Annotated in this window: 16 protein-coding genes and 1 pseudogene; 10 read left to right on the forward strand and 7 right to left on the reverse strand. The window is 63.8% G+C overall.

Translation table 11 applies throughout. From position 1 onward, the window contains the following. Positions 1-86 precede the first annotated feature (86 nt). Positions 87-1,064: an NAD-dependent epimerase/dehydratase family protein gene (locus B9A95_RS08755; protein WP_084046586.1), complete on the forward strand. Its 978-nt coding sequence runs from the start codon at positions 87-89 to the stop codon at positions 1,062-1,064. Between the two features lie 362 nt (positions 1,065-1,426). Further along, on the forward strand, positions 1,427-1,801 hold the full coding sequence (locus B9A95_RS08760; RefSeq protein ID WP_084046587.1) for an HU family DNA-binding protein: 375 nt from the start codon (positions 1,427-1,429) through the stop codon (positions 1,799-1,801). 452 nt (positions 1,802-2,253) lie between these two features. Here the strand turns inward: B9A95_RS08760 and topA are convergent, their stop codons facing one another. The 5 genes from topA to B9A95_RS08780 form a co-directional block, all read right to left on the reverse strand. Next, positions 2,254-4,350: a type I DNA topoisomerase gene (gene topA, locus B9A95_RS08765; protein ID WP_084046588.1), complete on the reverse strand. Its 2,097-nt coding sequence runs from the start codon at positions 4,348-4,350 to the stop codon at positions 2,254-2,256. A gap of 4 nt (positions 4,351-4,354) precedes the next feature. Further along, positions 4,355-5,143, reverse strand: coding sequence for an endonuclease NucS domain-containing protein (locus B9A95_RS08770; RefSeq protein WP_139806610.1), 789 nt, complete (start codon positions 5,141-5,143; stop codon positions 4,355-4,357). Between the two features lie 85 nt (positions 5,144-5,228). Next, positions 5,229-5,450, reverse strand: a complete 222-nt coding sequence (locus tag B9A95_RS31895) for a hypothetical protein (RefSeq protein ID WP_139806611.1) — start codon at positions 5,448-5,450, stop codon at positions 5,229-5,231. Positions 5,451-5,599: 149 nt separating this feature from the next. Continuing rightward, the gene (locus tag B9A95_RS36145; RefSeq protein WP_281255831.1) at positions 5,600-5,734 is read right to left on the reverse strand and encodes a hypothetical protein; all 135 of its coding nucleotides are present in this window, start codon (positions 5,732-5,734) and stop codon (positions 5,600-5,602) included. Positions 5,735-6,063: 329 nt separating this feature from the next. Next, positions 6,064-8,325 (reverse strand): UvrD-helicase domain-containing protein, encoded by a 2,262-nt coding sequence (locus B9A95_RS08780; protein ID WP_170928534.1) that lies wholly within the window; start codon positions 8,323-8,325, stop codon positions 6,064-6,066. Between the two features lie 896 nt (positions 8,326-9,221). On the opposite strand from B9A95_RS08780, the gene B9A95_RS08785 reads away from it, so the two are divergent. After that, positions 9,222-9,428 (forward strand): hypothetical protein, encoded by a 207-nt coding sequence (locus B9A95_RS08785; RefSeq protein ID WP_084046594.1) that lies wholly within the window; start codon positions 9,222-9,224, stop codon positions 9,426-9,428. 1,102 nt (positions 9,429-10,530) lie between these two features. Here the strand turns inward: B9A95_RS08785 and B9A95_RS08790 are convergent. Together B9A95_RS08790 and B9A95_RS36965 are read right to left on the reverse strand one after the other, a co-directional pair. After that, the gene (locus B9A95_RS08790) at positions 10,531-12,897 is read right to left on the reverse strand and encodes a PAS domain-containing protein (RefSeq protein ID WP_139806612.1); all 2,367 of its coding nucleotides are present in this window, start codon (positions 12,895-12,897) and stop codon (positions 10,531-10,533) included. Positions 12,898-13,790: 893 nt separating this feature from the next. Beyond that, a pseudogene (locus tag B9A95_RS36965) lies at positions 13,791-13,880 on the reverse strand (IS6 family transposase); the annotation flags it as partial. 704 nt (positions 13,881-14,584) lie between these two features. On the opposite strand from B9A95_RS36965, the gene B9A95_RS08795 reads away from it, so the two are divergent. The 7 genes from B9A95_RS08795 to B9A95_RS08825 are packed head-to-tail and all read left to right on the forward strand — an operon-like array spanning position 14,585 to position 22,508. Next, positions 14,585-15,958, forward strand: coding sequence for an NAD(P)-dependent oxidoreductase (locus B9A95_RS08795; RefSeq protein ID WP_084046596.1), 1,374 nt, complete (start codon positions 14,585-14,587; stop codon positions 15,956-15,958). Beyond that, a complete protein-coding gene (preA, locus tag B9A95_RS08800) occupies positions 15,951-17,330 on the forward strand; it encodes an NAD-dependent dihydropyrimidine dehydrogenase subunit PreA (protein ID WP_084046598.1) in 1,380 nt (459 codons plus the stop codon). The genes B9A95_RS08795 and preA overlap by 8 nt, the downstream gene beginning before the upstream one ends. A 16-nt stretch (positions 17,331-17,346) precedes the next feature. After that, positions 17,347-18,750, forward strand: coding sequence for a dihydropyrimidinase (hydA, locus tag B9A95_RS08805; protein ID WP_084046599.1), 1,404 nt, complete (start codon positions 17,347-17,349; stop codon positions 18,748-18,750). After that, positions 18,747-19,562 (forward strand): ABC transporter ATP-binding protein, encoded by an 816-nt coding sequence (locus B9A95_RS08810; RefSeq protein ID WP_084046601.1) that lies wholly within the window; start codon positions 18,747-18,749, stop codon positions 19,560-19,562. The genes hydA and B9A95_RS08810 overlap by 4 nt, the downstream gene beginning before the upstream one ends. Next, positions 19,559-20,449 (forward strand): ABC transporter permease, encoded by an 891-nt coding sequence (locus B9A95_RS08815; protein WP_245808213.1) that lies wholly within the window; start codon positions 19,559-19,561, stop codon positions 20,447-20,449. The genes B9A95_RS08810 and B9A95_RS08815 overlap by 4 nt, the downstream gene beginning before the upstream one ends. After that, a complete protein-coding gene (locus tag B9A95_RS08820; protein WP_245808214.1) occupies positions 20,407-21,384 on the forward strand; it encodes an ABC transporter permease in 978 nt (325 codons plus the stop codon). Before B9A95_RS08815 ends, B9A95_RS08820 begins: the two co-directional genes overlap by 43 nt. A 56-nt stretch (positions 21,385-21,440) precedes the next feature. Beyond that, positions 21,441-22,508, forward strand: coding sequence for an ABC transporter substrate-binding protein (locus B9A95_RS08825; protein ID WP_084046602.1), 1,068 nt, complete (start codon positions 21,441-21,443; stop codon positions 22,506-22,508). Positions 22,509-22,527 lie beyond the last annotated feature (19 nt).

The following is a 22,527-nucleotide window of genomic DNA, read 5'->3' on the forward strand; positions in this document are numbered from 1 at the left end:
GGTTGACCTTCCTACAGCGCCCGAACCGGCCGTGGGCCTCAATTCCTTGGCCTCCACCCGCCTCAACCTCATATCTGGAGAACACCATGACCACATCTAGCAACCTGCATGTCGTCCTTGGCGGCACAGGCGCAGCCGGCCGCACCCTCGTGAACGAACTCGCCCACCTCGGGCACCGCGTACGCGCTGTGTCCCGATCAAACCGTGGGGGCTGGCCTGCGGGAGTAGAGTGGCGCGCCGCCGATTTGACAAACCTTGAGTCCCTACGCGCGGTACTCGCGGACGCCTCAGTCATCTACATGGCAGCCCAGCCCCCCTACCACCGCTGGCCCGAGGAATTTCCCGCTCTCATCGAGAACGTGCTTTTGGCCCTCCCCTCACCAGATACTCGGTTGGTGATGGTGGATAACCTGTACGCGTATGGCCCAGTGACTGGGCCAATCCACGAGGGCCTTCCAGCGGTCGCAACGGACCGTAAGGGCAAGGTGAGGGCGAAGGTGGCTGACCGTCTGCTCACGGCTCACCGGGCAGGCCAGGCGCGCGTCGTCATTGGGCGGGCGTCTTCCTTCTTCGGGCCAGGCGTGGAGGCGAGCGTGGCTGACCTGAACTTCTTCCGCAAGGCGGCCGCCGGAAAGGCCGTGCAGTGGCCCGCCCGCCTTGACCGCCTGCACAGCCTGTCATTCATTGAGGACTATGCCCGGGGACTGGCCATCTTGGGAACGCATGAACGCGCCCTTGGACGGGTGTGGCACGTTCCAACAGACGTTCCGCTGACCGGCCGTCGTTGGATCGAGCTTGTGGCGCGGGAAGGGGGCGTTCCAGCTCGTCCTGGCGTCCTCCCCAAAGCCCTTATCCGGATCGCGGGACTGTTTAGCCCCGTGGCACGCGAATTTGGCGAGATGTTCTACGAGTTCGAGGAGGCCTACGTACTGGACGGGTCGGCGTTCGCCCTGAACTTCAGCTTCCAGCCCACGCCCAACGAGCAAGCCGTACGCCGCACGCTCACCTCGCTTCACGCACAGGAACATACTCGCGGCACCAATCCTCGCCCTGCCATCCACTGAAGTCAGGAGCACCGGGCACGTTCTGAGGCTTGGCAGACCAGCAAGCGGTTGAGGTCGCTCAACGTCCATTCTTCCGGCCTTCAGGCGTTCTCGGAAAGCCGCTTTCTGTTGAGTGACCGCTTGCCCGGCACTGCGGGCGCCCTCCCCACCAGCCTCGCAGACCTGATGGCAGACCCAGCGCTCGGCGCGCAGATCACACCCGACCGGGTCCAAACGCTCTCCCGCATCAAATTGCGCGAAAGCCGCCTCAAAGCAAAAAGAACGGGTTTGAGGCCCACCTGCATCTCAAGCAGATTCTGGAAGAGCCCAGTCGAAGTCCTCCCGCTTGCTTTTCGCCGTGGCCATCGGTCAAACTGCCCAGCATGACGAAAAAGTCAACGAAGGCCTCCGCGAAGGCGGCTCCCGCCGCTGAACCCGCCCCGAAGGCCGAAGCCGCTTCGGCCAAGAGCACCAAGGTCGCCAAGACCCAGCTCGTGGAGCAGGTCGCACAGAAAACCGGTCTGACCAAGAAGCAGGCGGACCAGGCCGTCAATGCCTTTATGGAAATCGTCGTGCGGGGCGTGCAAAAAGGTCAGAGCGTCGGACTCCCCGGCCTGGGAACCTTCAGCGTTCGGGAAACCGCGGCCCGTACCGGTGTGCGTCCCGGCACGAGCGAGCGCATTCAGATTCCCGCTGGCAAGAAGGTCGCCTTCAAAGCCGCGAGCACCCTAAAGGGCGCGCTCAGCGACCCCGAGTAACGCTTCCCCCACATCCCAGCGCCCACCCAGGCGCTGGTCTCTTTTGCGTGCCCTGGAATGGCGAGAGGTAACGGCCCGTCTCATACCGTTTCCGGATCATGCGTTCTATCCCCTCCACTCCGCTTCGGAGCTTCCACACCTCTCTGCCACCGTTTTTCCTTCTCGCTCCGCTCGAGTTGGCCCATGATTTAACAACTGATTAAGTGGAACCTTTTTTACAGCAAAGACCGTCCAACGAGGGCAAGAGGGAGGGCGCAGCTCCGGGAAGAGAGCATAAGAATATCACCGCCTTTCAGCACCCGGACGGCCCTCCGGGTGCTTTTCGCACGTTCCGTTTTGCGCCTCCATCCCCGGTTGTCATGCACCCCACTCCGCGGACGGAACCACTCCTGTTCTACCCCAGCCAAACCGGGAAAACAGACGCCTTCAACGAACAAAACCGCTCATCCCACCTACGCTGTTCGACGCTTCCGTGTCCCTGCCTTCCTCGGCTTGGCAGCCGTGCTTCCCTCACCTTCCGCTTTTGCACGCCGCTTCCGAGATGTGGGCGTCTCGCCTTCCGCCTTCACCGTCCGGGAACGCGTCGTCCGCGCCTGACTGCCTGAGGAGGTCGCCCGAGCCTTCGGTGGAGCCCACGCCCCCAACACCACCGCCTGCACGTCATCTGGCGTCAACTCTGCCGGAATCACCCCTTCCGGCAACTTGAAGCGTCGCCCCTCCACAGTCAATCCTGGCCCTTGAATCCCCGCGTGCAAGAACACCCCAGGCAAGTGTGGCAAAGCCAGTTCCGGCGCTTCCCGGCGCGCCCCTTGGATACCAAGTGCGAGGCCTTGCGTCCAGAAGCGCGTCAAGTACGCGATTCGCGTCGTTCCCCCCTGCGCGATCTCGTCGAGGCCTGCTTCCATCGTTGCGGTGAACTCCCGTGCGAGCACGTCCGGCAGATGCCGCCCCAGATACGCAGTCACGAGGAGCCCCGTGGCCGTCACTGCCAGGTGCTTGCCCATCAGCACGGTGTACCCCCGGTTCTGCAACGTCGCGAGTGTCTGCGCGTACGTGCTGGGCCGCCCGATCCCCGCTTTCTCCATCGCTTGTACGAGCGTTGCCTCGCTGTACCGCGTCGGCGCACTCGTCTTCTTCTCCTCCGGCTTGCGCGCCTTCAAGGGAAAGGTCTGACCTACCGACAGGGGAGGGAGACGTTGGTCTGACTCCTCCTCCTTCTCCTGCGCGAACAACGCCGTATGCCCAGCCACCAACAGCACTCGGCCCATAGCCGTGAGCGTGGCTGCACCGCACACCAGCGTCACCTGCGTCTTCTCGTACAGGGCGTCGTGCATCTGGGACGCCACCGTCCGCTCGTACACCATGCGGTACAACGCCCCGTCCACCCCGTCCAAGCCCACGGACTCCGGCGTGCGCCAGGCCGTTCCCGCCGGGCGGATGGCCTCGTGCGCTTCTTGCGCGTTGGCGTTCCGCGTCGCGTACTGCCGGGGCCTGGCCGGTACAGCGTCCGGACCGAACAGCCGAACGGCTTCCTGCCGAGCGGCCTCCAGCGCCTCATCACTCAACGCCGGACTATCCGTGCGGTGGTACGTGATGTACCCCCCCTCGTACAACCGCTGCGCAGCATCCATCGCTGCTTTTGCCCCAAGCCCAATTCGTCCTGCTGCCTGCTGCAACGTACTCGTCGTGAAGGGGGGTGCAGGTCGCACCCGGACCTCGCTCTTCTCCACATCCATGACGGTGGCCGGGCGGTTATCCAAGTGGGCGGCCAGAGCATTCGCCTGCTCAGCGGTCAGCTGCAACACATTTACGCCGCCTTTCAGCTTCCCATCTGACGTGAAGTCGCTCGCTTTCGCCAGCGGTTTGCCTTCCGGATGCTCCCGGCTCCGCACCGCGATCACCGTCGCCATGAACTTCGGCTTCGTCTGCGCGTCCGCCCGGACCAGCCAGTACGACGACGGCACAAAGCGCATCCGCGCCAAGTCCCGCTCCGCGAGCAGCATCAACGCCGCACTCTGCACCCGGCCCGCACTCAACCCACTCCCCACACTGTTCCAGAGCAGGGGAGAGACCGTGTACCCCACCAATCGATCAATCACTCGCCGGGCTTCTTGGGCCGCCACCAGTTGGAGATTCAAGGGGCGAGTCTGAGCCGCGGCTTTTTGCAAGGCAGGCTTCGTGATCTCCGTAAACGTCATCCGCTCGGGCTCTTTCACGCCCAGCAGTCGGGAGAGATGCCACGCGATGGCTTCCCCTTCCCGATCCGCATCAGAAGCGAACAAGATTCGGTCTGCCTGCTTCGCTGCCGCTTTGAGTTCCCGCACCGTCTGGCTCTTCTTGCTCGGCACCACGTAGATGGGCTGGAAGTTCTCCGGGTTCACGCCCAGGTTCGCCCAGGCCTCCTGGCGGTACTTCTCCGGAATCTCCCCCTTACTGGAAGGCAAGTCCCGCACATGGCCAAGACTCGCGCGCACCACATACCCACTCCCGAGATACCCCGCGATCTTCTTCGCTTTTGCTGGACTCTCCACGATCACGAGCGTACTCACGGCCTCACCACCCTTCCCCGAACAAGGACGGTTGCAGCGCTTTAGGTTCGGGCAGGGCGAGGGTCCGTACCCCGCAGGACTCAAAGTTCCGGGTTCCCAGCTGAAGAGGTGCAGGAGCAGTGATGGAGGGAGCAGCCAAGATCTCCCGCACCACCGCGTTCCCGACGGTTCGTTGCACGGAAGCCACGGATTGTCCCAGCGGTGAGACCTCATCCTGCAGTGCTCGCCCCCGCCTCACCTCCACCCCGACGTACCGGAGCTGCTGGCCCTGCGCGTACAAATCAATACCGCCTGAGTCCACCAACGACTCGCGCTTCAGCGTGTGTAAGCCAGGCCCAATCGGGTTAGGATTCCTCGTGAGCGCCCCTTGAAGACCGGGCTCAGACCCAGCCAGCACAAAGCCCGCTTCCTCGGTCAACGCGAACGCAAGCGCCAGTGCAGCTTCCAGGAAGACCATGCGCACCACCTCGTTCCAGCTCCACCTGGACGCGATCAACACGCACTGCCCGTCCTCCACGAACGCCGAGAGATCGTCCGTCCGCTGCTGCCAGTTCATGGACTCCACCCCCTTCGGCGAATGGACCCGCACACTCCCATCCCGCTTCAAGAGCAGCGGGCACGAGCCCCTGTCCACCGTGCTCGTCGCCCGTCCGTGGTACGTCACTTCCGCTAAGCCCGCCACGCGCACCAAACAATCCCGCTTCTGCGTGTGACGGCGCAAGAACGCCGCGAGCTCGTCTGCTCCTGGAGACAGCAATTGCTCCTGAATCATCACGTTCCCCGTCTCCATCATGCCCCTATACAAGCACACATAGAGTACGTAAATAGCAGAACACGCACCGCAGACCACCTCCACAGCTCATTGGACAGGAGTACCGCTATCCCCACAAACAGGGATGAGGCGCGACACCTTTGCATTTGCTGCTCCTCGTGCCGGTCAAAATGGTCAGGGGTTGGGCCACGCCGGAGATGGAGACGGGCGTGCTGCTGTTCTTGCTGCCGTTGCCCGGCTGCCCGGAGGAGTTCTGGCTCCAGGCTCGCACGGTCCCGTCTGCCAGCACGGACAGGCTGGAGTGACCTCCGGCCAGGAGAGCGACCATACCCGTCAGGCCAGTGACGGTGAGGGCGTGGCTGGGCCGTCTGTCCGCCTTCTACCGCCGCCACCATCCGTTCCCGCGGACCCAGACTGTACCCTCGCCCGCCCCCTAACTTCATGCCATTACTATGACAAATGCTCCAGAAGGTGGGGTTACTTCTGGGTGGTGCGCTTGGCTTTGTGGGCTTCTTGCCCCTGCTTGCGGGAGTTGCCGAGGCTCTGCCCCTTCTGGCGACTGTTCTGCAGTCTGCGCCGGGTCTCTTCCCCGAGGGTCCTGAAGTCAATCACGCCTTCCTCAAGATTCTCCAGCGTGATCTCCGGCCTCCCCCGGCACGCAAGGATGCGCAACGCCCCATCCGACTCCCCCAGGAAGCATGCCCAGCCCTTCCCCAGAACCCCTCACCCTGCCTCCCATCCTCGTTGCCCGACATGACCCCGGCCGCGCCCACCGCACCGCGTGCCAAACGGACTCAAACTGCCTCCCTCACCGCCGCGTGCGACATGGTGCCCTCACCGACGACCGCCCCTACCGCGCACGCCTCTCAGAGACGGAACTGCGGAGCATCCTGCGCCGTGAGGCCCTCCCCAGGCCCACCGTCAAGCCGTCCTGGCCCCTGCTACGACGCTTTCCACCGAAGATGTACAGCTCGGGGCGTGAACCCTTCTCCCAGCAACTCTCCCGTGCGGGGATCAAACCGCAACGCCTGACCCTCCACCGTCACGCTCCATACCCGGTCCCCGCGCCGCGTCACTTGCCCCACCCGTAACCGCGCAAAACTCTCCGCGAACACCACCACCGGCACCTGTTTCGCGTCCAATGCCTGCAACAACGGCACAGCCAAACGCACCTGATTCGCCGCGCGCTCCACCAGGGTCAGCACCCCCAGGTCCAGGTGGACGCGCTTCCCCGTCACTGAACGCAGCAACGTCAAGGACCCTTGCGCCCACTCCTGTAATGCCGGCCGCGGTTCTTCCACCAGCGCTTCCAGACGCTCCCACAACAGGGATACCTGCATTACGTCGGAACCATTGAACAATGCCAGGGGACGTCCATCCTCCAACTTCACCGTCCGCGTTGCTTCCCGGACACGCTGCGCGTGCGCCGCCAGGTCCTCCGGCCGCACACCGGACGTCTGCCGTCGCGGGGGTTGCGGAACATGTTCTGCCGACGCTTGCCGAGACACCACCTCCGCCCGCCCACCTTTCTGCACGACGTCAGACGACGGGGTCAGGGGAAGCAGCGGTTCGGCGTGCCACACCACCTCCTCTTCGTGCGGAACCGCTTGCGGAAGATCTGCCGGCTTGAGTCGCCACCCGTTCGCCCAGCTCTCCTTCCCGTAGGCCAGACGCAACGTATCCTTGCTGCGCGTCAATGCAACGAACAACACGCATCGTTCTTCTTCTGGGTCTCCATGCGGGGAAGGCATCAACTCCGGGTACAACACCGTCACCCGGTCCCACTCCAATCCCTTCGCCCGGTGCACTGTGCTGAGCAGCACGTCCGCATCCTCGTGATACAACCCCCGCAGGACCCCCGACACCCCGTTGGCGTCCGTCTTCCCTCCCCCCATCGAGACCGCCCGCAAGGCCAGGAGACGCAAGCACGCGCATAAGTCCTTGAGTTCCCCCAACGCCTTCTTCGCTGCGAGGTCACCTTCCCTCGCTTTCGTGACGAGTGGCTTGGCCCGCCGCTCGTACACGGCGTTCACCAGGTCCCGCACGAGTTCTTGACCAAACGTCTCTGGAAACGCTTCCTGCGCCGCCGTCTCCAGACGCACCGCCAAGTCCCGTCCCCGGATGTGCACACTCACGTTCCGGGTCATCAGGATGAGTGCAGCACGCACCAGCGGTGCATTCAGGCGGGACAAGATGACGTCCCCCCGCCTGTATACAGCCTTGTCCGCCTCGATATGGTCGACCACTCCGGGCTTGACTTGTGGAGCAGGTTCAATAAACGAACTCGCGTTCCGCGCCAAAGCAATGTGTGTTCCCGGACAACGGAACGACACGCTCAACGGCAACTCCCGAGCGCCGATTCGCTGTGCCAGACGCCATAACCCTGCGGGATCAGCACCCGCGTATCCGTAGATTGACTGCTCGGGATCCCCGACCGCAATGAGCCGTCCAGCCTGCTGCACTTCCTCCTGCAAGCCCAGCAGATGCGTCACGAACCATTGCCGCAGTGGCGTCAAATCCTGCGCCTCATCCACCAGCGCCACACCCAGACTTCCTGCCGCATACCCCAGCTCCAGAGGCAACCACAGGAAATCCGTGAAGTCCGGGAGCCCCCCTTCCTGCCACGCCTGCAGACTCAACTGCCGCATCCCATGCATGACTCGGCGCAGCGCAGGGAGGCCTTGATCCTCCGGCCATTCCGCCGCGAGAGCCAATCCCACCAAATCATCTTCGTGCGCGTCCCCGTCCAAGCCGTACTCCCGAGCGGCATCCCATACCCGTCCCGCTGCGCGAATCACACGGCGATCCACACGCTCGTCCTGGTACAACGTGTGTGCCAGGCGCAGACTCTTCTCCGGGTCTACCTCCAGCTGTGCATCCCGTTCTTTACACAGGAGGCGACGACCGTACGCATGAAGCGTGCTCGCCCAAACGCGGGGCGGCAGGCGCGGCCCGACCTCCGTGACGGAGTGCTTGTTATACGCGAAGTAAATGACAGGGCGCCCGACATCCAGATGCCAGGCGGCTTCCGTCAAGGTCGTCGTTTTCCCACTTCCCGCCGTAGCACGCAAGACGAGGTGCTGGGGCGTATCCCGGACCGCCTGAACAAAGGCCCGTTGCTGGGCCGTAAAGTGTGCGGGAATCCGGCGCCCCTGATCTTGAGGAGACCGGACCTGCGCCCGGCGCAGGTTCAGTGCCGTCACCACGTCTGCCCTTGCATGGCCGTCTCGCGCATCCCACGTCCTTTCCTCAGCCCCAGTGTCCTGCACACGTGTTTTTCATGCAAGAGACAGCGTTCATAGTCCCTCAGACCAGCCCCCACTCGCCGCCCCCTGTCTCCGGTCCACCGCACCACCAGGTACTGCTGTCCCTGCATTCCACAGCACCTCCACATGGTGCTCCGTCAACGCCACACAGCGGCTCGCTCAGCATCAGACTGCCCTGCACCTCGTCATTCCCGGAAGTGTGGCGCCGCTCCCAGCACGCTGTGACACTGCAACACAATCACTGGCGCTGGCAGGGAAAACTTGTTGAGGCAGTTCTGAACTGGAGTGGCCCGGAGCAAAGGACCCAGAGGATGTCACCCACTGCTGATCGGCCGATGCTCAAGATGCGAACCGGCCCACGCCAACGGGGGGTGGCAATAGAGGCGCTGGCACACTTTGTCATAATGATTTCAAAGTGAAAATACGTCGGTACCAGGCATTGAGGTCACCGCTTGGCGAAGACGAACGATGCGCTTGAGCATCGTCGGCAACCCGGTAAGTTCATACCTGCCGTCCGGCTGAAAGTGCGTCGGTCCTCCGACTCCCGAGTCAGTTGCTCCCCATCGGAGTGACCCTTGCTACACCAAGGGTTCGCAACCCAGGCCTGCTATGTACTTGACCCGACGCACCCGACTGTCTCCAAAGCGTCGAGTGCGTCAACGTGCCGGGACTGTTGAAATCTTGGTCAAATTACTGGGCCTGCCTCCTATGCAACTCGTCTTTAGAAGCAGTGATAAAGAGGAAATGGTCCCCGGATTTAAATAAATCTACGTCAGCCCTACAAAGGAGATTGGATGCGCGAAGTGTCACTGTTTCAGCCGTAGCTGTCGAGAGTGACGTACCTGTTCACCGTCGTTGGCTTCGGCATGTTCATCTGGCCGCCGATCCTCCACCATCAGGACGCCTGGGAACTGATGGAAGGCGTGGTGAACTGCATGATGATCGCATTCTGGACGCCCGCACTGCTTGGCACCCAGGCGAGGCGCGATTCCCTGTCCAAGAGGCAGCGGGGAAGGCCCGGCATACAGGGACCTGGCTGAACTCGGCGTCCTTGAAACCTCCTGGCGCTCATGCCGAGCGGCTGGGCGTTGACTACCACGAGTACCCACAGGTTCCCTCCGAGCTTCTTGGCCTCATCTTTGGTGTACGTCAGGCGACCCAAGATGGGGGTAAGAAGAAGCTCGAGGGGTGAATCTGGGGACGGGAGGCCCTTTTGTTGCCTGCTAAATTTTTGGACGCCTTCTCTTACCTAATCAGTCTTAGGTAAGAGAAGGCCGGAGATCTATTCCGGAGTAAAAAGAAGCGCCGCTTCCCCCCAAATAACCCACCTGAATGACCATCCTTTTCGAAGGATCCAACTCTCTTTCCAGTGAAGTGAAGATGCCCCCTCACTTCATGTCTTTTTCTACTCCCCTCCTGTACCACTCAAAAACATTTCAAAGCCCCTTCCTGGCCTTCTCAGCGCCTCACACAGCTCTCATTTTCTTCAGACCCTCACCCTTCCACTCCACCGACCACGACACACCGGCAGGGTGCTCATCCTGGACGACCTCATGACCGGGCCGCGGGTGCGCGAAGTAGAGGAAGTTGACGTTGCACTCAGCCAAGGCGGGGAAGGGGCATACGCGAGCGTCAGCGTCACGTGCCTGCGCGTCACGGCGAATGGGGACCTCCTCGTGATTGACTCCAGTAACTGGTTACACGAGGACAGACGGCGCGGGACCGACCCCACACTTCACCGCGTAAATCGCTTCCAAAATATGGACAGTCTGGCGGGCATCGGCGGGTTCCGCTTGGGACGCGCCCCATTCGGCGTTGCCGAACCATTGCCGCTCACTGCGGCGACGGTTGAACGCATTGGTCCACCGGTACTGGGAAGACGCCCTTGCTGCGCGACATGATCCGGATTCAGCAGGAAGACCGCAGCGGTGAGATTTCATCGGCATGTTCCTCCAAACCAGTGGCGAGGGCAAGGTGCCACACGCGTGTATTGGAATGGTGCAGCGCGTGATGGTGGGTCGAGAACGGCATGCTCCCGAACAATCAGGACGTGCAGAACGGGACTATGACCTCACCGATAATTCGGCCTGTGCACGGCCGCCCTTCTTGCTGGCATACTCAGACCCTCTGGCCCGGGGAAGCCTACGCGATCAAGACGTCACTCGCCATCGGTGGAAAGATCACCGTGAACGCCGTGCCCTCACCCACATGTGTCTCAACCTCAATTTCTCCATGGAAGTGCCCCGTCACGATGTCGCGAATAATCGGCAAGCCCAGACCCGTGCCTTTCCCGACGTCCTTCGTCGTAAACATTGGATCGAAGATTCGCGGGAGGACCGCTGGGGGAATGCCGGTGCCCGTGTCCTCCACACGCATGACGCGCTTCCCATCTTCGACAGCGAAGCGGACGGAGACGCTCCCCTTCGCTTTCCCGCTTTCCTCACACGCGTGGATACCATTGACCACCAGGTTTGTCACGACCTGCGTAAAGCGTGACGGTTCACCTTGCAACAACACCGCGTCCTTTGTCTGCTCCAGCAGCAAGTCAATTTTTGCAGTCCTCGCCTGATGGGCAATCATCAATAGCGTCTCCGAAACCAGCTTAACCGCGTCGAAGGTTTGCACCCCTGTCACCGTATCCCGGGTATGTCCGCGAATGGACCGAATGAACTCGCCAATCCGCGACACCGTTTTGCTCGCCTCCATGATGGATGACTTCAGCTCCCGTCCGATCTCTCGGTGATCATCCTCGGTCACGTCCGAGTGGCCGATCGAATCCAGGTACTCCTGCGCCAGGTGTTCAGCTTCCCGCAAGTAGTTCATGGTGGCTGCCAGAGGCGTGTTGATCTCGTGGGCGAGACCAGCAGTGAGACGCCCCAGTCCTGCAAGCTTCTCGCTCATCATCAAGCGCTCCTGGCTGGTCCTGAGCGCCTCCTCTGCTCTGCGGCGATCACTGATGTCCCGCTCCAGGCTCAATAGCATCTCCTGCCCGCCGATGTTCAGGAGAGTGGTGTGGACCTCCAGTGGATAAAGCGTTCCATCCTTGCGTCTATGTTGCGTCTCGAACCGCAGGATGCCCGCCGAACGCGCTCGCTCCCGAAACGCATCATTTGCGGCTGGGTCAGCGAGCAGCGTCTCCCCATCCGACAAAAGTACGTATACGCTCTGACCAATCAGCTCATGCGGGAGGTACCCATTCATTCTCGCCGCGACTTCATTGCAGCGCAGGACTGGCATGTCACCCGCGAAGTCAACCAGCATAATGCCGTCCGGCGAGTGATCAAACAGCACTTCGAGCGTGCGTCTGCTCTCGTCCAGTTCAGCATCCGCGCGGATGCGGTCTGTCACGTCCCGAGAATTGAACACGACACCTCGCACGTTCGGGTCATCCACGTAGTTCGACGCGAGCCATTCCACCCAGCGCCACTCTTTGGTGACAGCGTGCTGGAAACGACTCGTGAGTTGTCGCGTCGTACCCGGGCCACCGAGCAGCACTTCCATGAACGTCTGAAGGATCGCCGCGTGTTCATCAGGATGCATCACTTCCAGACAGGTACGCCCCTTTAGGTCTTCCACCTCGTACCCAAGAATGGAAGTCATGGCTGGACTGGCATACAGGAAGTACCCGCCACGGTTCAGGACGCTGATGATGTCGTTACTGTTCTGCACCAGCGAGCGGAAGCGCACCTCACTCCGCGCGACGGCTTCCTCCGTTCGCTTGCGCCCAGTGATGTCCCGGTCAATCCCGAGGACCAATTCTCGGCCACCAATGTGAACCACCGTTGTGCTGATTTCCACCGGGTACACGCTCCCGTCCTTCCGACGATGCACATTCTCGAAGTGGACGTGACCACTCTGGCGGACTTGCTCCAGGAAACGCTGCTGCTCCTGAAGTTCGGTATCTGTCGGTACCGCGGTGTCCACCGTGTCCAACACCCGCACGGACTGCCCGATAAGTTCACCGGAAGCAAAGCCGTTCATGCGGCATGCGGCTTCGTTACACTCCACAATCTTCCAGTTCACGTCTGTCGCGTGGGGGTCAATCAACAAGATGGCGTCGGGCGACTCCTTGAAGAGCGCCTCGAACAACGCTCGCGTTTCCTTGCGTTCCTGCTCCGCCTGTTTGCGCGCCGTGATGTTTACCATCATGAACAGGAAGCAGGCTTCACCACCGAACGACATGGCTTCGATGGACAACAGCACGTAGACGGTTTCACCGCTGCGAGAACGAATCGGCACTTCCAGGTCATGTACGCGGCCGTGGCGTTCCATGAGTTGTCCCACATGCGCCTGGTCTGTCAGGTTTACCCAGAGGTTCAGGCTCCGGGTGGGCTTCCCCATGACGTCTTCTCTGGAGTACCCGAGGAGCGTGAGCCAGGCGTCGTTGGCATTCAGCATAGATCCGTCTTCAGCACGGGCGATCGCACTCGCGATCGGCATGACGGAGAACAGTTGCTCGAAGCGGCTGTCCCCACCGCGCTCTGGCATCTCCCACCCTGGACTGGTCACACTTCACTCTAGGCGGACAGCTCTCTCGCAACTCATTCACTCCACCACGACGGCGGTCGTCCAGCCGTTGCAGCGCAAGCACCTGATGGGGAAGGGCGGCCACGCCCGGAGCGCCCTTTCCCGTGTGGTGCTGAAATGCTGGGACCCAGCGGTGGCCTTGAACGATATGCTGCATCCCACGGTCAAACGCCTCCAGTTGCGTGAAGAGCCACTCCTGAAGATCTTCCGGTTGTACCGGGACCCTCTCCATCAACGCCACCAGGCGATCGGTCAGCAAGACCTTCTCCTGTCGCGTCTCCCTGGCGCAGCTCCCCGCCAGGCCCAGGTCACCCAACTCTGGCCGCACAAGGTACCTGCATGGCTTGAGTCATCGCCTCGGTGGTGGGGCGCGTTCCCGCTGCCGCCGTGTACAGGGTCCGCAACTCACCGTGGTTGTGCAGCGGGAGTGTAACTTCGAGGTCTGGGGTTTCTGTTGGTGGGGCACTCACCATGGAGAGCGCTTGCACTTCCGGTGCAGCAGACGGCAAGTCAGGATCGGTATTCCCGACAAAACAGGAGTGACACCCGGGTCCTTTGTTACAACGTGTGCCACCTCAGATTCACGGTCAGCGGACAGAACAGCCCGGTCTTCACGTTGGCTGGATGACGCGGCATCACTCGCCGCGATGAAGATGACCGGCAGCACAGGCGATGCAGCAACGCCGGGTGAGACAAGTGCGGGGACGCCCAGGGCAACGGGTGCAGTTTGCACAGCACGTTGAACGCGCGCGCGTGAACTGCAGGTGCGCACAGGTGCGACTTCAGGACGTGCCGCGCTGTGTGGAGCAGGGCAAGTTGCCGTAGAGCTGCGCCGCAACTTCAGAGCTTGTCGGTGTGGATCACTCTGGCGTGCCCTACCTCCCCAACAGGTGCCGAAAGAACGACTTGGCAGCCTTGGTGTCCCGATGTTGCAGAAGCAGGACGTTTAGCACGGCGCCGTGTTCGTCGACGGCCCGTCACAGCCGATGGCTCACTCCGCCGCTAACCACGTGCCGTAACGTCGAGGTGCCACTGGGAAACCCGGCAGGGTCTCCGCTGGCGCAGTCCTGTGCAAAGAGGACGCTGAATGCGTTGCATCAGGTTCGTACGCTCTCTCGGAGGAGTGGCGTCCTCATGGGCGTCCGTTCCCGACGGTGGGGCGCGGCGCTCCCCCACGAGAGCCGCAGTTCTTCGGCGTCCCGAGCGCTGCGCCTGAAGCGGGGACTGGGCCAGCTGGCGCAGCGAGAGGGAACCGGTACCCAGGGCGGTTCTGACTGCTCGCCGCGTCACCCTCCCCCAGTACCTTGCCCCAAACCTGCTTGGGGGAACTGCCAGAACCGCTCCTCTGGGCGTATGATGAGGGCAAAGTTTAGCCACAGCAGCTTCAGCACCCTCTGTCGAGAGATCAAGCGGGAGGCACCTCCCATCCCGTCAACGCCTCAGGGTTGCGAGGAGATGCTGCAATCTGTTCGTAAAAAGTAGGACAGACAGCAGAACTGACATCACTTTTTACATTCTGCCCCTTGTTTAAATGTAAAACGTACCTTAATCTAGTTTCAATTCGGTTAATCGTCTCCTGTGAGGGACCGGACCGGGGGCGCTGCTCCTCCTCTGGCGTTTTATCGGTCCAGGGAAGACGGCAAGCAGCGCACAGGAAGGAGACTGCAGCGTGACCGACGGCCCCCATACCGCCTTCCAGGAACTGCTCCCCCCCCTCAGCGCCCACGAGGCCAGCGTTGAGGCCAACCGCTGCCTGTACTGCTACGACGCGCCGTGCTTGCAGGCGTGCCCCACGCACATCGATATACCCACCTTTATCCGGAAGATCGCCACCGGCAACTTACGCGGCAGCGCGCGCACGATTCTGGAAGCCAATTTTCTAGGAGGCACCTGCGGGCGCGTCTGTCCAGTGCAGGAGCTGTGCGAAGGGGCCTGCGTTCTTGGCCCCGACCACAAGGCCATCGCCATCGGACGGCTGCAACGCTACGCCGTGGACCACGTGCAGGAACGCGGTATACAGGTCTTTCAGCCAGGTCCGGAGCAGGGAGCGCGGGTGGCTGTGGTCGGCGGCGGTCCAGCGGGGATCAGCGCCGCCGCCGAACTCGCCAAGCTCGGTTACGAAGTCACGCTGCTGGAAAAACGTGAACTGGCTGGAGGCCTCTCGACCTACGGCATCGTTGTGCTGCGCGAACCGGTGGAAGTGGCCCTGCGCGAAGTCCAGGCCCTGCGCGACCTGGGCGTCGACATTCAGACGAACCGGGAACTGACGGGGAAAGCCGATCTGCAAACGCTGCTGGACATCTACGACGCGGTCTTCCTCGCCCTCGGCCTGGGCGCTGTTCCGGCTGTGGGCATTCCGGGCGAGGAGGCGATCACCGACGGCCTCACCTTTATCGAGGCGAGCAAGATGGACCCGGCCAATATCGGTGTGGGACGCACCGTTACCGTCATTGGTGCGGGGAACACCGCCATTGACGCCGCCACCATCGCCCGCCGCGCTGGAGCGCAGGTCACGATGGTCTACCGCCGGGGCGAGCGGGAGATGACCGCTTACCGCCACGAGTACGAATTCGCGCTGCACGAGGGCGTCCAGTTCCGCTTCTACGCCCAGCCGGTACGGGTCCTCACGAACGAGGCCGGCGTTGTTCTGGGCCTGGAATGCTTGGAGGTCGCTCTTGGCGAGCCCGACGTCTCGGGCCGTCCACGGCCGGTCGCGGTGCCCGGCAGTGAGTTCGTCCTGCCGTGCGATCAGGTGATCAGCGCAATCGGCCAGGAGAAACCTACGCTGGCCCGCACGCTCGACCTCGAGCTGGAAGGCGGATACGTCCGGGTGGACGACGATCTGCGCACCAACCTGCCCCGGGTGTATGCGGGCGGCGACTGGGTGCGCGTGCGTGGCAGCGCAAGCACCGTCATGGCTGTGCAGGACGGCAAGATCGCGGCGGCGGCCATCCACCGCGATATCGCCGCGCGGCGCGCTGAGCGGTCTCCGAGCGCCGCGTCCCTGAGCGTCACCCCCGAACCGGAGGCCCTGCATGGCTGATCTGAGCATCAATTTCGCAGGTATCCGCGCGCCCAATCCTTTCTGGCTGGCTTCCGCCCCGCCCACAAACAGCGGCGCGCAGATTCACCGCGCCTTTGAGCACGGCTGGGGCGGCGCGGTCTGGAAGACCATCGGCGCGCCCGTCCTCAACATCAGCAACCGCTACGGCGGCCTGACGCTGGGCGGACGCCGGATGATGGCGATCAACAACGTCGAGCTGATTTCCGACCGACCGCTGGACGTGAACCTCCGCGAAATCGCGGAGATCAAGCGGTTGTGGCCCGACCGCGCCCTGATCGTCTCCGCAATGGTGGAGGCCGACCCACAGGCGTGGCGGGACATGGTGATGATGATCGAAGACACCGGCGCGGACGGCATTGAGCTGAACTACGGTTGTCCGCAGGGCATGAGCGAACGCGGCATGGGCGCCGCGGTGGGGCAGGTGCCCGAGATGTGCCAGCTCAACACCCACTGGGTCACCAGCGTCACCCGGCTCCCGGTGATCGTCAAACTCACCCCGAACGTCACGCGCATCACAGAGCCCGCCCATGCAGCCATTGCGGGGGGCGCCCACGCCCTGAGCCTCATCAACACCATCAACAGCATCATGAAGGTGGACCTCGACACCCTGCAGATCACGCCCAATATCGGGGGGCGAGGCACACACGGCGGATATGCGGGACCAGCCGTGAAACCCATCGCGCTGAATATGCTCACCGAACTGCTGACCGACCCGGAAGTGCTGCGCAGCGGCGTACCCGTGTGTGGGATGGGCGGCATCGAAACCTGGCGCGACGCTGCCGAATTCATGTTGCTCGGGGCCAGCGCCGTGCAGGTTTGCACCGCTGCGATGCACCACGGTTACCGCATCGTAGAAGACCTGATCGACGGCCTGTCCAACTGGATGGACGACAAGGGCTTTGCCACGATCTACGACTTCGCGGGCCGCAGCCTGCCGCAGGTCAGCACGTTCGCGGACCTTGACCTCGCGTACCAGGCAGTGGCGCGCATCAACCCCGACAAGTGCATCAATTGCAACCTCTGCTACGTGGCCTGCAACGACACCGCCCACCAGTGCATCGATCTGTACGCCGCCGATGGTGTGCGGGTTCAGCCCGGCTTCGATCCGCGGGTCAACGGACGCCAGGTCGCCGACACCCGGCCCCAGCCCGTGGTGCGTGAATCGGACTGCGTGGGCTGCGCGCTGTGCGCGAACGTCTGCCCGGTGGACGGCTGCATCGAAATGGTCAGCGTGCCCTCTGGGCGCGAAAGCGTGACGTGGAATGAGCTGACCGCCACACGGCCTGAAGTGACGCAGGAGTGGGCCGCGATGAACGCGTTCCGCGCAGAGACGGGAATCGAGATTCACTGAGACGGAAGGGAGGCGTATGGGACTACTGATCAGGGGCGGTGAGATTGTCACGGCCGATACGCGGTACGTGGCGGACGTGTATGCCGAGGGCGAGGTCATCACGCGTATCGGCGTTGATCTCGACGTTCCGCCAGGCACCGAAACCATCGATGCCGCGGGCAAATACGTGTTCCCCGGTTTTATTGACCCTCACGTGCATATCCACCTGCCCTTCATGGGCACCTTCGCCAAGGACACCCACGCCACGGCCAGTCAGGCCGCCCTGATCGGGGGAACAACGTCCTACATCGAGATGGTCTGCCCGGCGGGCCACGAGGACGCGCTGCAGGGATATGAGCTGTGGAAGAGCAAGGCGGCGGGCCGCAGCGCCTGCGACTACGCCTTCCATATGGGCGTCACCCGCTTCGATGCCCAGACCCAGGCGCAACTGCGCGAGATCGTCGCGGACGGCACCACCTCCTTCAAGGTCTTCCTGGCGTACAAGGGGGCGTTCGGCGTCGGTGACGAGGAGCTCTACGGAGCGCTCACCCTCGCGCGGGAGCTGGGCGTGATCGTCACCGCCCACTGCGAGAACGCCGAGCTCGTGGCGCAGCTTCAGGGCCGGCTGCTCGCCGAAGGCAAAACCGGCCCTGAGTGGCACGAACCCAGCCGTCCAGAAGCGGTGGAGGCCGACGGCACGCACCGTTTTGCCACCTTTCTGGAGATGACGGGCGCGCGCGGGTACGTGGTTCACCTGTCCAACGAAGCGGCACTGAAGGCCGCTCTAAGTGCCAAAGCGCGCGGCGTACCGCTGGGCGTGGAGGTCGTGGTGCCGCACCTGCTGCTCGACAAGACCTACGCCCAGCGGCCCGACTTCGAGGGCGCGCGGTACGTGATGAGTCCACCCCTGCGCGACGCCCGCAACCAGAAGGTCTTGTGGAACGCGCTGCAAGCCGGAATGATCGACACGGTGGGGACCGATCACTGCCCCTTCGATCTTGCGCAAAAGGACATGGGACGCGGCGCCTTCACCGCGATCCCCAACGGCATTCCCTGCATTCAGGACCGGGTGAACTTGCTGTACACCTATGGGGTGGGCGCCGGACGGCTGGATCTGCACCGCTTCGTGGACGCGCTCAGCACCCGCGCGGCGCGGTTGTTTGGCCTCTTTCCCCGCAAGGGCACGGTCGCCGTGGGCAGCGACGCCGACCTGGTGATCTATGACCCGGCGTATGCGGGCACCGTCAGCGTCGCGACCACCACCGTCAACAATGATTACAGCGGGTTCGAGGGCTGGGCCATCCACGGCCGTCCCAGCGTCGTCACCGTGCGCGGTCAGGTCGCGGTGCGCGACGGCATTTTCGTCGGTGACCCGGCGAGGGGGCAGTTGCTGCGGCGCATGCCGGAGGGGGCGGCAGCGCGCGGCCTGGTGCCGGTATGACGGCGCGGCCCGCCCGCACGGGCGCCGTCCCACCCCCCGCCGCAAGCGGCATCCGCGTGGAGAACGTCAGCAAGGTCTTTCCTGGGGAGGGCGGCGGCGAGACGGTGGCCCTGCAGGGCGCGGACCTCGACATCCAGCCTGGCGAATTCATCTCGCTGATTGGGCCGTCGGGCTGCGGCAAGACCACGCTGCTGCGGCTGATCGCAGACCTCGACCAGCCGACTGCCGGAGAGTTGCGCCTCTCGGGCCTGACACCCCGGGAGGCGCGCGAAGCCCGGGCGTACGGCTATGTGTTCCAGGCCCCCGCGTTGATGGACTGGCGCACCGTCTTGCAAAACGTCACGCTGCCGCTCGACCTCAGCCGTCTGGCACCGGCGGAGGCAACGGCGCGCGCGCGCACCATGCTGAACCTCGTGGGCCTGGAGGGCTTCGAAGGCCACCGGCCCTGGCAACTGTCGGGCGGGATGCAGCAGCGGGTCTCCATCGCGCGCGCCCTGGCCCTGAATCCCGGACTGCTGCTGATGGACGAGCCGTTCGGCGCACTCGACGAAATCACGCGCGAGCGGTTGAACCTCGAACTGCTGCGGCTGTGGCAGGAAACGGGCAAAACGGTGGTGTTCGTGACCCACTCGATCAGCGAGGCGGTGTTTCTCAGCACGCGCGTCGTCGTGATGACCGCGCGGCCCGGGCGCATCTCGGACGTGATCGATGTGGACCTCCCGCATCCACGCGGCGTGGAAACGCGCGGATCAACACGTTTTTTTGAGCTGTGCACCGCGGTGCGCGAGCGCCTGCGCGAGGGTCACGCGTGACCACCGTGCGCCGCTCCCGGCTTCCTCCGGCACTGCTGCCCATGCTGGGCGTCGCCCTGCTGGGCCTGGCGCTGTACTGGCCGCTTATGCTCTGGGCCAACAGCGGCAGCGCAGCCCGCGCCCTCGCGAGTGGAGCAGAACTGGGCTGCTCCTCGGCGCTGGCATGTGCCACCGAGCTTCGTGACCCGGTGCTGCCCGCACCGGGTCAGCTGCTGAGGGCGTTCGGAACGCTCAGCACCCCGCCGATGGCCCAGACGAGCGCGCCGTACAACCTGCTGGTCACCGCGGGCGAGACCCTGCTGGGACTGCTGCTCGCCACAGTCACGGGACTGCTGCTCGCCGCGCTGATGGTGCTGAGCGGCGCGTTCGAACGGGTGGTGCTGCCGTGGCTGATTGCGTCGCAGACCGTTCCGGTGATCGCGCTCGCCCCGATGCTGGCGGTGCTGCTGGGGCAGTACGGCGTGCAGGGCTGGCTCCCCAAAGTGCTGATCGCCGCCTACATTGCCTTTTTCCCCATCGCTGTGGGCGTGGCGCGGGGCTTGCGTAGCGCCGATCCCCTCCATCTGGAACTGATGCGGACGTACCACGCGGCGCCCGCGCAGGTGTTTTTCCGGGTGCGGATGCCGGCCGCGTTGCCTTACCTCTTTACAGGACTGAAGGTGGCCGCCACCGCTGCGTTGATCGGCACGCTCGTGGCCGAAAGCAGCACCATCAGTTTCGTCGGGCTGGGCAAGATGCTCGCGGAGAACTCGCGCGCTTCGGACACCCTGGCGCTGTGGGTGATCATGCTGTACTGCGCCGCACTCGGCATTGGGCTGGTCGGACTGATGGGCCTGCTGGAAAGGTGGGTGACGCCGTGGCGGTCCGCGCCCTCCAACCGCGCTTGATGCCCGCGCCGTCCTCCCTGGGCCGGGCCTGGGCCGGGTACGTGCTCGGTGCCGGCCTGCTGCTCGCTGCCAGCGTATGGCTGCGGCCCTACGAGCAGGTGCCCGCCGAATTGCGCCTTCCGGCCCTCGTCCTGACGCTGGTGGGCCTGGTTGTGGGCCTCGCTGGTGTCCGCGTTCTCTCCAGGCGTCCGGGGGTGCTGGCGGCGGTCCTCGCCTTCGTCCTCGCGGTGCTGGCCTCCGAAGCCCTGCTGCGCGCGCAAAACGTTCCGGCGGGGCTGATTCCCACCCCTTCGCGCGTGGCGCAGTCCCTCTGGGAGGCGCGCGCAGCCCTCACGGCCGACCTGGGCGTGACCTTCCTGCGGGAGACGCTGGTCGGCTACTGCGCGGGCGTGCTGGCCGGGCTGGTCACGGCCCTGCTGGTCAGCCGCAGCCGCTTTCTGGAACTGGGCCTGCTGCCGTACACCGCGCTGCTCAGCAGCGTACCCATCGTCGCGCTCGCCCCGGTCGTGGTGCGTGCCGCCGGCCTGGAGTGGCCCAGCAAAGCGGTCATCGTGGCCATCACTGTGTTCTTCCCTGTGGTCCTCAACGTTTCGCGCGGCCTGAACAGCGCTTCGCCGCTGCTGCTCGACCTCGCGCGCACGTACGCCATGACGCCCGCGCAGGTGCTGGCTCGGGTGCGCATTCCCGCTGCGCTGCCCTACCTGTTCAATGCGCTGAAGGTCGCTTCGACGCTCGCCCTGATCGGCGCGGTGGTGGGCGAGTTCTTCGGTTCGACCGGACAGGGCCTGGGGTTCCGCATCCAGATTGAGGCGGGCCGCTTCAACCTCGGCGTCGTGTGGGCGGCCATCGTCGTGACTGCCGCGCTGGGCCTCGCGTTTTTCGGGGCAATCAGCCTGCTCGAGCGCTGGGCACTTCGGTGGCAGCGGCCTGATTAACCTCGCTTCCGCACTTTTTCCGCCCAGCCACCTTCTCCCCCACCCCGGAGGTTTTCATGACCGCATCCCCCCTGAAGCTGATTGCCCTGACCGCCGCCTGCCTGCTCTCGTCTGCGGGCGCGCAGAAGCTCACGCCCGTGAAGCTCCAGCTCAAATGGTTTCCGCAGGCGCAGTTCGCAGGCTTTTTCGTGGCGCTGGACAAGGGGTACTACAAGGCCGAGGGCCTGGACGTGCAGTTGCTGCCCATCGGGGACCAGAGCCCCATCCAAACGGTGGCCACTGGAGCGGCGGATTTCGGCACCACCTGGATCACGGACCTGCTTACCGCGCGTCAGCAGGGGCTGCCGGTGGTGCACATCGCCCAGATTTTCCAGAAGAGCGGGTACACGCTGGTGACCCTCAAGAGCAGCGGCATCACCAAGCCTGCCGAATTCAAGGGCAAACGGCTCGGGGTCTGGCCCAGTGGCAACGAATACCCCGCCGTCGCCCTGATGAAGAAGACCGGGCTGACGACCAGCCTGGACAGCAGCGCTGGAAAACCCGACGTGCAGGCCGTCACCTACCCCTTCGACCCGGGCCTGGTGTTTCCGGGCAAGGTGGACGTGGTGAGCGCCATGACCTACAACGAACTCGACCAGATCATGGGGCTGGGCTACCCGATGGACAAGCTGCGCGTGTTCAAGACGGCCGACTACGGCATCAACCTCCTCGAAGACCTGATGTTTACCAGCGAGCGCGTCCTGAACGAGAAGAACTTCAAGGGCAGCGGCCTGAGTGGGCGTGAAGTGGCGGCCAAGCTCGTCCGCGCGAGTCTGAAAGGCTGGGACGACGCGGCGAAGAACCAGGCGCAGGCGGTATCAATCGTGCTGCCCCGCTGCGGCAACACCTGCAAGGGGTCCGGCTCACGCAGCGACGCCAGGGCGCACCAGACCTGGCAGATGACGGAGGTCGCCAAGCTCTACCGCGCCGGTCCGACCCTCCAGGGCCGCGCCGGGTTCCTCGACCCCAAAACCTATGCGGCGAACGTGAGCCTGCTGCGCAGCCTCGGTATCCTCAAGGCCAACCCCAGCGCCGCCGTCGTGGATTACAGCGTCTGGGAAGCCGCCACCGGCAAGAAAAAGTGACGCGGAAGGAGGAGAGCGC

The organism is Deinococcus hopiensis KR-140 (genome assembly GCF_900176165.1).
GTDB lineage: Bacteria > Deinococcota > Deinococci > Deinococcales > Deinococcaceae > Deinococcus > Deinococcus hopiensis.